This is a genomic window from Silvimonas sp. (genome assembly GCF_031291215.1).
GTDB lineage: Bacteria > Pseudomonadota > Gammaproteobacteria > Burkholderiales > Chitinibacteraceae > Silvimonas > Silvimonas soli.
This window is the reverse complement of the sequence record NZ_JARLJK010000142.1, coordinates 36,583-49,351: the sequence shown is the minus strand read 5'-3', so window position 1 is coordinate 49,351 and position 12,769 is coordinate 36,583. Positions and strand designations below refer to the sequence as shown.

Annotated in this window: 10 protein-coding genes; all 10 read left to right on the top strand. The window is 58.6% G+C overall.

Translation table 11 applies throughout. The features are described from left to right. Positions 1 to 19: 19 nt before the first annotated feature. The 10 genes from P4L78_RS18345 (at position 20) to prpF (ending at position 12,447) form a co-directional block, all read left to right on the top strand. Positions 20 to 1,336 carry an MFS transporter gene (locus tag P4L78_RS18345; RefSeq protein WP_309329693.1) on the top strand — a complete coding sequence of 439 codons (1,317 nt, stop codon included), beginning with the start codon at positions 20 to 22 and terminating at the stop codon, positions 1,334 to 1,336. 30 nt (positions 1,337 to 1,366) lie between these two features. Beyond that, positions 1,367 to 1,966 (top strand): alpha/beta fold hydrolase, encoded by a 600-nt coding sequence (locus P4L78_RS18340; protein ID WP_309329691.1) that lies wholly within the window; start codon positions 1,367 to 1,369, stop codon positions 1,964 to 1,966. Between the two features lie 55 nt (positions 1,967 to 2,021). Beyond that, a complete protein-coding gene (locus tag P4L78_RS18335) occupies positions 2,022 to 2,699 on the top strand; it encodes a DsbA family oxidoreductase (RefSeq protein WP_309329689.1) in 678 nt (225 codons plus the stop codon). Between the two features lie 29 nt (positions 2,700 to 2,728). Continuing rightward, on the top strand, positions 2,729 to 3,424 hold the full coding sequence (locus P4L78_RS18330; protein WP_309329687.1) for a CoA transferase subunit A: 696 nt from the start codon (positions 2,729 to 2,731) through the stop codon (positions 3,422 to 3,424). A gap of 10 nt (positions 3,425 to 3,434) precedes the next feature. Next, positions 3,435 to 4,100, top strand: a complete 666-nt coding sequence (locus P4L78_RS18325; RefSeq protein WP_283150995.1) for a CoA transferase subunit B — start codon at positions 3,435 to 3,437, stop codon at positions 4,098 to 4,100. A gap of 52 nt (positions 4,101 to 4,152) precedes the next feature. Next, entirely contained in the window at positions 4,153 to 5,805 is a 1,653-nt protein-coding gene (locus P4L78_RS18320; protein ID WP_309329685.1) for a DUF1302 family protein, read from the top strand. A gap of 545 nt (positions 5,806 to 6,350) precedes the next feature. Then, the gene (gene prpB / locus P4L78_RS18315) at positions 6,351 to 7,238 is read left to right on the top strand and encodes a methylisocitrate lyase (protein WP_405051579.1); all 888 of its coding nucleotides are present in this window, start codon (positions 6,351 to 6,353) and stop codon (positions 7,236 to 7,238) included. Between the two features lie 112 nt (positions 7,239 to 7,350). Then, positions 7,351 to 8,505 carry a 2-methylcitrate synthase gene (prpC, locus tag P4L78_RS18310; protein ID WP_309329681.1) on the top strand — a complete coding sequence of 385 codons (1,155 nt, stop codon included), beginning with the start codon at positions 7,351 to 7,353 and terminating at the stop codon, positions 8,503 to 8,505. Between the two features lie 69 nt (positions 8,506 to 8,574). Further along, positions 8,575 to 11,187: a Fe/S-dependent 2-methylisocitrate dehydratase AcnD gene (gene acnD / locus P4L78_RS18305; protein ID WP_309329679.1), complete on the top strand. Its 2,613-nt coding sequence runs from the start codon at positions 8,575 to 8,577 to the stop codon at positions 11,185 to 11,187. Between the two features lie 69 nt (positions 11,188 to 11,256). Then, complete coding sequence (prpF, locus tag P4L78_RS18300; protein ID WP_309329677.1) at positions 11,257 to 12,447, top strand: 2-methylaconitate cis-trans isomerase PrpF; 1,191 nt, start codon at positions 11,257 to 11,259, stop codon at positions 12,445 to 12,447. The last annotated feature ends 322 nt before the right edge of the window (positions 12,448 to 12,769 follow it).

The window sequence follows — 12,769 nt, the reverse complement described above, 5'->3', positions numbered from 1 at the left end:
GGAGGGCAGCATTTTGGGAATGAATATCGCTAATGCCATGGTCGCGGATTATCAGGAAGCACCATCGGTTTCTCGTACTTATGCCTGGGTCGTTTTCGCTCTGACCTTCGGCCTGTTGTTGTCTGACTACATGTCACGCCAGGTCTTGAATGCGGTTTTTCCATTGCTCAAAGCGGCATGGGGATTGTCCGATACGCAACTGGGTTCGCTCAGTGGCGTGGTAGCGCTGATGGTTGGCCTGCTGACTTTCCCCTTGTCTTTGCTGGCAGACCGCTGGGGCCGGGTCAAAAGCATTACGGTGATGGCTGCCGTCTGGGGACTCGCCACATTGGGCTGTGCGCTGGCCAACAACTACGGCGAAATGCTGGTTGCGCGCTTCTTTGTTGGTTTGGGTGAAGCCGCCTACGGCAGTGTTGGTATCGCGCTGATCCTGAGTATTTTTCCCGCCAACATGCGCTCGACCTTGACCGGTGCCTTTATGGCCGGTGGTGCCTTCGGTTCGGTGTTGGGCATGGGGATCGGCGGCGTTATCGCGGTGCATATGGGCTGGCGCTGGTCGTTTGGCATCATGGCTCTGTTCGGTCTGGTGCTGGTCAGCATTTACCGCCTGGTGGTGACCGAACAGCGTCTGACACTGCAAAAATCTGAAGTCACCACCGAGGCCAAAGAGGCCGCCGCAGCGCGCATCAGCTGGCGCGCCATGCTGCCCAGCTTGTTCTCCACCCGCACGGTCAAGTGTGTTTACGTGGGCAGCGGACTGCAGTTCTTCCTGATGGGCGCCATCCTGGCCTGGATGCCAAGTTACCTGAACCGCTATTACGCCATGCCGACCGACAAGGCCGGGGTGACTGCGGCGATGTTTTTGCTGATTGCAGGCGTGGGCATGGTGTTCTGTGGCGGCATTACCGATCGCTTCAGCCGCAATAACCCGTCGCGCAAACTGACCTTTGCCATCGCGTTTTGCCTGATCTCGTTCACGTTCTTGTCGCTGGCACTACAGATTCCGGCCGGTCCGCTGCAACTGGTGTTGCTTGGCCTGGGTATCTTTCTGGTGGCGGGTACATCTGGCCCAGCCGGTGCCATGGTGGCCGGGCTGACTCCAACCTCCATCCACGCCACGGCATTTGCCACGCTGACTCTGGCCAATAACCTGCTGGGCCTGGCGCCAGGGCCGTTTGTAACCGGGCTGATTGCCGACAAAGTGGGGCTGCTTGCTGCACTGCGCGTCATTCTCTTTATCGGCTTGCTGGCTACTGCGGTCTTCGTGATCGCCAAACGCAAATACTCACACGATCTGGCTTATCTGGACGCCATGCGCGCCAAAGCCCGGATTTAACCGAATCACGTGAGAAGTGAGAACCACACCATGAGCCACAGCACATCGCCCACCGTTTTGATTGTTCCGGGGCTGCGCGACCACGTGCCAGAACATTGGCAAACCCGGCTCGAAGAAAAGCTGCAACAAGCTGGTCACAAGGTTCGCTCGGTGCCGCCACTGGAACACGACAAACTGAGTTGCGCCGCCCGAGTAGCCGCGTTGCAGCAGGTTGTCAGTGAAATCGAAGGGCCGATTGTGCTGGTGGCACACAGTGCGGGTTGCATGATCACGGTTCAGTGGGCCAGCCAGCATCAGCGTCCCATTCTGGGCGCATTGCTGGCGGCTCCGGCCGATCTGGAATCTCCGATGCCAGCCGGTTACCCGGACAGTAATTCAATCGCCGCCAACGGCTGGTTGCCTATTCCGCGCAGCAAACTGCCTTTTGCCTCAATTGTGGCAGCCAGCAGTAACGATCCGCTGGGCAAGGTTGAACGCATTATTGCGATGGCTGAGGCTTGGGGTAGTCGCGTAGAGCTAGTCGGCCCAGTTGGGCATTTAAACCCGGCAGCGGGATTTGGCGAGTGGCCGCAGGCACAAACGTTGATTCGTGACCTTTGCCAGCTCGACAGTGCTGTTGCTCCGCAGTGAACCAATATCGACACCGCTCAATGGCTGTGCCCTTGCTCCTTATTGTGACCCGTGTATGAAGACGCCCTTGGTTATCGAATTCTTTTTTGACCTGATTTGCCCCTGGTGCCTGATCGGGAAGCGTCATTTGAGCACTGCCATTGCCCAATTGAACAAGCTGAATCCGGATGTCGAGGTCGAAATGATCTGGCGCTCGCACATGCTGCTGCCCGATGTACCGGACCAAGGGCTGCCCTATCTGCAATTTTATGTGCAGCGCCTGGGCAGCCATGAAGCAGTGGCGGCGCGGCGGGTTCAGGTGCAGCGCGCTGGCCGTCTGGCGGGGATCGACTTTGCGTTCGGGGAAATCACCGTTATGCCCAGTACGCAGGCCGCGCATCGCTTGATTCATTTCGTGGGCAAGCACGGCAGCGCACAACAGCAGGAAGCGCTGATTGAAAGGCTGCTGCAGGCCTACTTTGTGGATGCCGAGGATATTGGCGACCACGCGCTGCTGACCCGGCTGGGAATCAAATACGGTTTCGATGGCGCAGCGGTTGCAGATTGTCTTGGCGCGCCGATCAGTGAGGCTGCGTCAGAACCAGACGTGCAGTCTTCACCCCGCCGCAGTGTGGGCAGTGTGCCCAGTTTTGTGTTCAACCAGCAGTTCACCTTGTCCGGCGCACTGCCGCCGGAAACCTTGCTCGCAGCAATGCAGCACGCGCTCAGTTATCCCGCGCTCAACTCGATGTAGCAGCGACTACCACTCACTGGATTGATGCCATGAACAAACTCTATCCGAGCGCGCAAGCCGCTCTGATCGGAATCGTGCGCGACGGACAAACGCTCGCTGTCGGCGGATTTGGGCTTTGCGGTATTCCCGAAGCGCTGATTACCGCACTGCGCGACAGCGGCGCGCGTGATCTCACCTGTATCAGCAACAACGCTGGCGTCGATAACTTCGGGCTGGGTCAACTGCTGACCACACGCCAGATCAGCAAGATGATTTCGTCCTATGTCGGCGGCAATAAAGAGTTTGAACGCCAGTATCTGAGCGGCGAACTAAAGCTCGAATTCACCCCGCAAGGCACGCTGGCTGAGAAGCTGCGCGCTGGCGGCGCGGGGATTCCGGCCTTCTTCACCCGTACTGGCGTGGGCACGATGGTCGCCGAAGGCAAGGAAGTGCGCGAGTTCAATGGCGTGCCGCACATCCTCGAGCATTCATTGACTGCGGACGTGGCGCTGGTCAAGGCGTGGAAGGCCGACAAGGCTGGAAACCTGATGTTCAACAAGACCGCCCGCAACTTCAATCCGGTCTGTGCCATGGCTGGCCGCGTCACCGTGGTCGAAGTCGAGGAACTGGTCGAGATCGGCGCGCTGGCCGCGGACGAGATCCATCTGCCGGGCATTTACGTTGATCGCATCGTGATCAATGCGACGCCTGAAAAGCGCATCGAACAACGCACCGTACAAGGCTAGGAGCACAGACATGGCATGGACTCGCGATGAAATGGCGGCGCGCGCAGCACAGGAGCTGCAGGACGGTTTCTACGTAAACCTCGGGATTGGTCTGCCGACGCTGGTTGCCAACCACATTCCGCAAGGAATGGACGTATGGCTGCAATCCGAAAATGGCCTGTTGGGCATTGGCCCATTCCCGACTGACGATCAGGTGGATGCAGACCTGATCAACGCGGGCAAACAGACCGTCACGGCCTTGCCCGGGTCTTCGTATTTTTCCAGCGCGGACTCGTTTGCAATGATTCGCGGTGGCCATATCGACTTGGCCATTCTCGGGGCCATGCAAGTGAGCGAAACCGGCGATCTGGCCAACTGGATGATCCCCGGCAAGCTGGTCAAGGGCATGGGTGGGGCGATGGATCTGGTGGCTGGCGCCCGCCGCGTGGTGGTGCTGATGGAACACGTCGCCAAGGGCAACGAACACAAAATTCTGAAGCAATGCGCGCTGCCGCTGACTGGCTGCGCAGTAGTGAACCGGATTATCACGGACCTGGGGGTGATCGATGTGACCCCGAATGGTTTGCAACTGATCGAGCTCGCTCCGGGGGTAACGGCAACTGAAATTCAAATGCTGACAGGAGCTCGGCTGATGGCGGCTCTGCAGTCCCATCAAGATGTAGAAGTCCAGATATAACTTGAACATTAAAATGAGTGGGGGAGATATGTCGAAGAAATCTAGAGGGTTCGTGAGCAAATTGTCCGTACTGGCGGCTGCCACAACAGCCGCCCTGACTGCCATGCCGGCTTACGCCTACAAGTTTGATACCGGTAACAGCGATATCTCGGTGAATTGGGACAACACCGTCAAGGTGAACCTGGCGAACCGGGTGGCAGAACAAGATCCGCATATCACGAGTAGCCCGAACTACAACGATGGCGACTTGAACTTTGACAAAGGGCAGATGACGTCGGAACGTCTTGATCTGCTGAGTACCTTTGACTTTGCCTATCAGCACAAGGTGGGGTTCCGCGTCAGTGGTGCGGCCTGGTACGACGCCGCCTACAACAATCTGGATAATCCCAATCCGACACCCAATCACCTGGTGAATGGCAAGCCCGCCCTGGGCCTGAGCGACTATACCGATCGTTACGCCCATGGCCCTTCGGGAGAACTGCTCGAAGCCTACGCGTTTGGTAACTTTGATTTCGGCCCGCAGCAAGTGGTCGGCGTCACTGCCGGTAAAAGCCTGCAGGTCTGGGGTAGCGGCACCCAGACACTGCTGCATGGCATCGACTATGGCCAGTTCGCCATGGACCTTGGCAAGTTGTTTACCATCCCGCTCAACGAGGCCAAGGAGGTTTATCTTCCGCGTAACCAGTTGACCGCTGATTACACGGCCTCGCCTGAATGGAAGTTTGGCGCACAGTATTATCTGGACTGGGAGCATTCCCGCTTCCCGGAGGCAGGTTCTTACCTGGGCATGTACGATCTGGCGCTTAACGGGGGCGATTCAGCCTACTTGCCAGGCGGCAAAGTGGCCACACATGGCCCGGACATTACCCCGCACTCTGCTGGCGATTACGGTCTCTACGCCAAATGGAGTCCGCAGTGGCTGGATGGCACCCTCGGCCTGTTCTACCGCAATACCTCTGATACGCTGCCTGACAGCGTGATTCTCAACCCGGCCAAACTGCAATATCGGGTGGCATTTGCCCAAGGCATTGATATCTATGGCTTGAGCTTGAATAAAAATGTCGAGGGCACGAAGCTGGCAGTGGATTTGAGCTACCGTGAGAACATGCCGCTCAATAGCCAGCCTTTCCTGACCATCGCACCGCTCAGGGCCGGCACGCCGGGTTATATCGCGGCAATGCCGCAAGATGGCGAAACCGGCGGTGCCTACGGTAATACCCTGCACCTGGCGATCAACGACAGCAAGGTGTTTGGCAAGACCGCCTTGTTTGATCGCGCAACGCTGCAGGGTGAACTGACGTGGAACCGACTGGTATCCGTGACCAGTGGCTATGCCCAGTATCGTGGTAATCCGGCGTACACCGGGATTGATCAGTCGACCAAGGACTTCATCGGCATGAGCGTCTACTTCTCTCCGGCGTGGACCCAGGTTTTCCCAGGCGTGGATCTTTCTATGCCGACCAGCTTTTCGGATGGTCTCAAGGGTGAGTCAGCGGTGCCGTTGGGTGGTAACCAACACACCGGTAACTGGTCGACTGGCTTGATTGCCATGGTGAAGTCGAAATATCAGTTCGACCTGAAGTACACCTCGTTCTTCGGGCCTTACCGGACTGCAGCTAACGGAACCATCACCTCGTATGCCGGGCTGATGAGTCTGTTGAGCGATCGCGATACCGTGTCGCTGACCTTTAAAACCACGTTCTAAACCAGCCATACAGTCGCCCGATTCCGGGCGACTTTTTATACGTTCTTTGCATCAGTGCGGACATCGATTCAGCCGCTCTTTCATCGGCTGAATCGGTGTCCGGTGCTGCTGGTTGCGAACGCCAGCATGCCACTCCCGCTCCAATGTCCAAGGTCCGCCTGTGGCTGTCCTGGTCACGGATTTGCAGTACACCCGGTGAGGTGCAGGAGTGGGGGCGGATACGGCTCTGTCGCTACCAAAACCCCCTGTACTAGAGGGGGGCTTTGGCAACTTTTGTCAGCTACATTGATATCACTTGATTCCTCAGCCGCTTATCCGGGCTGCGCCATCAAATGGCCCGCTTATGAATGATCAATAGCAAGGGCGCACTGGAATCGGGATGGCGGGTTTTCAGTCCCGCAAGGATGCGATTTTCCTGCCCTGATTCTGCATGCAAACGCTTGTCTGTTTTGGTGCCAGGTATAGGGTTGCTTGTGTCGCATGGCAGTGAGATGCGGCCCAAATGCACATCATGTACAGGCGGTTATTAGATAAAGGAAATGCGAATGTCTTCACCAGGTTCCCGCTTTCGCGCGGCGGTCCAGACCGAACATCCACTGCAAGTGGTCGGTGCTATCAACGCCTACAGCGCCCGCCTTGCCGAACATAGCGGCTTCAAGGCGCTTTACTTGTCTGGCGGTGGTGTCGCTGCGGCCAGCTGCGGCATTCCCGATCTAGGCATCACCCAGCCGGAAGACGTATTGATCGACATCCGGCGCATCACTGACGTCACCGAGCTGCCATTGCTGGTGGATATTGATACCGGCTGGGGCGGCGCTTTCAATATCGCTCGTACCGTGCGGGCCGTGGAAAAAGCCGGTGCTGCAGCTGTGCATATTGAGGACCAGGTGCAAGCCAAGCGCTGCGGCCATCGCCCGAACAAGGCGATTGTGACGCAGGGCGAAATGGTCGATCGCATCAAGGCGGCAGTCGATGCCCGTCGTGACAACAGCTTTGTGATCATGGCGCGCACTGATGCGCTGGCGGTCGAAGGGCTGGATGCGGCAATCGAACGCGCCGTGGCGTGTGTTGAAGCCGGTGCCGACATGATCTTCCCCGAAGCGATGACCAGTCTGGATATGTACCGCCGTTTCGCCGCGGCGGTCAAAGTGCCGATTCTTGCCAATATCACTGAATTCGGCGCGACGCCGCTGTTCACCACTGCCGAACTGGCTTCGGCTAACGTTGGCCTGGTGCTGTATCCGCTCTCGGCGTTTCGTGCGATGAGCCAGGCCGCGCTGAATGTGTATCAGGCGATCCAGCGCGATGGCACTCAGGCCAATGTGCTCGACGTCATGCAGACGCGCGCCGACCTCTATCAGCACCTCGGTTACCACGCCTTCGAACAGAAGCTTGATGCACTGTTCGCCGGTGAAGCCGCCACACAGAAGTGATTGCACATGTAGGTGGGCCGGATTGTGAAAACCCCTCCGGTCAACCTCTCTGAACTTAACAATTTGTGTTTTTTCTTGATCTATCGAGACGACCTGCAAGGGAGCAACGGCAATGAATGACGTAGCAACTCCAACTCCGCTCAAACCGAAGAAATCGGTTGCTCTGTCCGGCGTGACCGCTGGCAATACCGCGCTGTGTACCGTCGGGCGCACCGGTAACGACTTGCATTACCGCGGCTACGATATCCTCGATATCGCCGAGCATTGCGAATTTGAAGAAGTCGCTTACTTGCTGGTGCACGGCAAGCTGCCCAACAAGGCCGAACTGGCCGGTTACAAGCAAAAACTCAAGGCCATGCGCGGCCTGCCTGCGTCGGTGAAAGCCGTGCTGGAAGCGCTGCCTGCGTCGGCTCACCCGATGGATGTGATGCGTACCGGCGTTTCGGCGCTGGGTTGCACCCTGCCAGAAAAAGACGACCACAACACGCCGGGCGCGCGCGAAATCGCTGACCGCCTGATGGCGTCCTTCGGCTCCATGCTGCTGTACTGGTATCACTTCAGCCACAACGGCAAGCGCATCGATGTGGAAACCGATGATGACACCATCGGCGGCCACTTCCTGCATCTGTTGCACGGCCAGAAGCCAAGCGAGTTGTGGGTGCGGGCGATGCACACCTCGCTCAACCTGTACGCCGAGCACGAGTTCAATGCCTCGACCTTTGCTGGCCGCGTTATCGCTGGCACGGGTTCGGACATGTATTCCTGCATCACGGGCGCGATTGGCGCACTGCGTGGTCCCAAGCATGGCGGCGCCAACGAAGTCGCGTTCGAGATCCAGCAGCGCTACGAAAGCCCGGACGAAGCAGAAGCCGACATCCGCGCCCGTGTTGAGCGCAAGGAAGTGGTGATTGGTTTTGGTCACCCGGTTTACACCATCGCCGATCCGCGCAACAAGGTGATCAAGGGTGTGGCGCGTGAGCTGTCCAAAGCCGTGGGGGACAGCAAGATGTTTGATATCGCCGAGCGCCTGGAATCGGTGATGTGGGACGTGAAGAAGATGTTCCCCAATCTCGACTGGTTCAGCGCGGTAAGCTACAACATGATGGGCGTGCCGACTGCAATGTTCACACCACTGTTCGTAATTTCGCGAACCTCCGGCTGGAGCGCACACGTCATCGAACAGCGTCAGGACGGCAAGATTATCCGTCCTTCGGCCAATTACACCGGGCCGGAAGATCTGGCCTACGTGCCGATCGAACAGCGTTGATTCTGAATGCAGAGGGGGCCGTTGCCCCCTTTCTTGCCCCTGGCCACAACTCTATAGTCTGCCTACGCCATGAATACTGCACACCGCAAACCTCTGCCGGGCACTTCGCTGGATTACTTCGATACGCGTGCTGCGGTTGAGGCGATCCAGCCTGGTGCCTATGACAAGCTCCCCTATACCTCACGCATACTGGCCGAAAATCTGGTCCGTCGCTGTTCGTCAGCCACGCTGACCGACTCACTCAAGCAGCTGATTGAACGTAAACGCGAGCTGGATTTTCCGTGGTTCCCGGCCCGAGTGGTCTGCCACGATATCCTCGGCCAGACCGCGCTGGTTGATCTGGCCGGTCTGCGCGACGCGATTGCCGACATGGGTGGCGACCCCGCACAAGTTAATCCGGTCGTGCCAGTGCAGTTGATCGTTGATCACTCGCTGGCGGTTGAATGCGGCGGTTACGATCCAGAAGCTTTTTCCAAGAACCGCGCGATTGAAGATCGCCGCAACGAAGATCGCTTCCATTTCATCGACTGGACCAAAAAGGCCTTCAAGAATGTCGAGGTGATCCCGCCGGGCAACGGCATCATGCACCAGATCAATCTGGAGCGGATGAGCCCGGTGATTCATGACAAAGACGGCGTGGCGTTCCCCGATACGCTGGTCGGCACCGACAGCCACACCCCGCACGTTGACGCATTGGGCGTGATCGCCATTGGCGTTGGCGGGCTGGAAGCCGAAAACGTAATGCTGGGCCGTGCCTCGTGGATGCGTTTGCCCGACATCATTGGCGTCGAACTGTCTGGCAAACCGCAGCCTGGCATTACCGCCACCGATGTGGTGCTGGCGCTGACCGAGTTCCTGCGCAAGGAAAAGGTCGTTGGCGCATATCTGGAATTCCACGGTGAGGGCGCTGCGGCACTGACGCTGGGCGACCGCGCCACCATCTCCAATATGGCCCCCGAATATGGGGCCACGGCAGCGATGTTCTTTATCGATCAACAAACCATCGACTATCTCAAGCTCACCGGGCGCGAGGAAGAACAGGTGCGGCTGGTCGAGCTGTACGCCCGGCATACTGGCCTGTGGGCCGATAGCCTGGAAAACGCTGAATACGAACGCGTGTTGCACTTTGATTTGTCGAGCGTGGTGCGCAATATGGCTGGCCCGTCCAACCCGCACAAGCGCCTGCCCACTTCGGCGCTGGCCGAACGCGGTATTGCCGTCGACCTCGACAAGGCCCGCGCCGAAGAGGCCGCTGGCCTGATGCCGGATGGCGCGGTGATCATCGCCGCCATTACCAGCTGTACCAACACCAGCAACCCGCGCAATGTGATCACTGCCGGTCTGCTGGCGCGTAATGCCAACCGCCTGGGCCTTACCCGCAAGCCGTGGGTCAAGTCATCGCTGGCACCGGGCTCCAGAACGGTACAACTTTATCTGGAAGAAGCCGGTTTGCTGCCAGAACTGGAACAGCTGGGTTTTGGCATTGTCGCTTTCGCCTGTACCACCTGCAACGGCATGTCCGGCGCACTCGAACCGAGCATCCAGCAGGAAATCATCGAGCGCGACCTGTACGCGACGGCGGTATTGTCTGGCAACCGCAACTTCGACGGGCGCATTCACCCGTACGCCAAGCAGGCGTTCCTGGCTTCACCGCCGCTGGTGGTGGCCTACGCCATTGCGGGCACCATGCGCTTTGATATCGAAAAAGATGTGCTCGGTGTGGTCGACGGCAAAGAAATTCGCCTGAAAGACATCTGGCCGGCCGATGAAGAAATCGACGCGGTCGTGAAAAGCGCCGTCAAGCCTGCGCAGTTCCGCCAGGTCTATGTGCCGATGTTTGCCCCGCAAGCCGACAGCGGCGAGCAGGTCACTCCACTGTATAACTGGCGCGCGAAGAGCACTTACATTCGCCGCCCGCCGTACTGGGAAGGCGCCTTGGCTGGCGAGCGTACGCTCAAAGGCATGCGCCCGCTGGCGGTGTTGCCGGACAACATCACCACCGATCACCTGTCGCCATCTAACGCCATTATGGCGAGCAGCGCGGCGGGCGAATATCTGACCAAAATGGGCTTGCCGGAGGAAGATTTCAATTCCTACGCCACCCACCGCGGCGATCATCTGACGGCACAACGCGCGACTTTTGCCAACCCGAAGCTGTTCAACGAAATGGTCCTGAACGCCGATGGCACGGTGAAACAAGGTTCGTTGGCGCGCGTGGAACCGGACGGCGAAGTGATGCGCATGTGGGAAGCCATCGAAACTTATATGGAACGCAAGCAGCCACTGATCATCGTGGCTGGCGCTGACTACGGCCAGGGTTCCTCGCGTGATTGGGCGGCCAAGGGCGTACGCCTTGCGGGTGTCGAAGTGATCGTCGCTGAAGGCTTCGAACGGATTCACCGTACCAACCTGGTCGGCATGGGCGTGCTACCGCTCGAGTTCAAACCCGGCGTTAACCGCAAGACGCTGGCGCTGGATGGCACCGAGACTTATGACGTGACCGGCGCACGTACGCCACGCGCCACGCTGACGCTGCTGATCCATCGCAAGAATGGCGAAACGGTCAAAGTGCCGGTGACCTGCCGCCTCGACAGTGATGAAGAAGTCGCAATCTACGAAGCGGGCGGTGTGCTGCAACGTTTTGCGCAGGACTTCCTTGAATCGGCGGCAGAGACCGTCTGATTGGCTGACTCAACCAGAAGCCGGGCGCCGCAGCGATGCGCCGTCCGGCTTTGGCAATAAGGCAATGCAATGGCATATCAACCTCAAATCAAGATTCCCGCCACCTATATGCGCGGCGGCACCAGCAAGGGCGTGTTCTTCCGTCTGCAAGACCTGCCCGAAGCCGCACAACAGCCAGGTGCTGCCCGCGACGCCTTGCTGATGCGCGTGATCGGTAGCCCCGACCCGTATGGCAAGCAGATTGACGGCATGGGTGGCGCGACTTCCAGCACCAGCAAGACTGTGATCGTCAGCAAGAGTAACCGCCCCAATCACGATGTCGACTATCTGTTTGGCCAGGTGTCTATCGATAAGGCCTTCGTCGACTGGAGCGGCAACTGCGGCAATTTGTCGGCGGCGGTGGGCTCGTTCGCTATCGGCGGTGGACTGGTCGACTCAGCGCGTATTCCGCATGACGGTATCGCCATCGTGCGGATCTGGCAGGCTAATATCGGCAAGACCATCATTGCGCACGTGCCGATTACCGGCGGCGCGGTGCAGGAAACGGGTGACTTCGAACTCGATGGCGTCACTTTTCCCGCCGCAGAAGTACAGCTGGAATTCCTCGACCCGGCAGCAGAAGAAGACGGCGCTGGCGGCTCGATGTTCCCCACCGGCAATCTGGTGGACGATCTGGAAGTGCCCGGTGTGGGTACGCTGAAAGCTACGCTAATCAACGCGGGCATCCCGACCATTTTTGTCGAGGCTGAAGCAATCGGCTACACCGGCACTGAACTGCAGGATGCCATTAACGGTGACGCCAAAGCGCTGCAGATGTTTGAAACCATCCGCGCTCACGGCGCGCTGCGCATGGGGTTGATCCAGAACCTGGACGAAATCGCCACGCGGCAGCACACACCAAAGGTCGCCTTTGTCGCGAAACCGCAGGCTTACCTGTCATCCAGCGGCAAGCCGGTCGCCGCTGCAGATATCGACGTGCTGGTGCGGGCGCTATCAATGGGCAAGTTGCACCACGCCATGATGGGCACTGCGGCCGTGGCCATCGGCACCGCCGCCGCCATTCCGGGCACGCTGGTCAACCTTGCCGCAGGTGGGGGCGAGCGCCAGGCCGTGCGCTTTGGTCATCCTTCCGGCACCTTGCGGGTTGGTGCACAGGCAAGCCAGCTCAACGGGGAGTGGACCGTGAACAAGGCCATCATGAGCCGCAGCGCTCGCGTGTTGATGGAAGGCTGGGTACGCGTGCCGGGTGATACGTTTTAGATAGCTTGAAGATCATTTGATGGCCGAAAAAGAACCGGCGGGTAGTCAGGTGCTGCTCGTTTGGTGAGCAGCAGCGCCGGACTCGGCTGCTTTTCTCATCTGCCAATCAAGTGAATCCATGGTCTTTACAAGGCTTCAGCGCGTGAGAATCGAGCGCGCTGAAGGGCAGTAACGCATCGATTTTCCTGTCTTGCTCAGATTTACTCAGCTTCGTGTCCTGGAAAACGGTTAAAAGGAACATGCGGGTGGGTGTTTGTTCACCAAAGATGTTCAAAAATACCAGTGTATTGCACCGCATTGCCCGGCCCGATCGGGGCCGGAT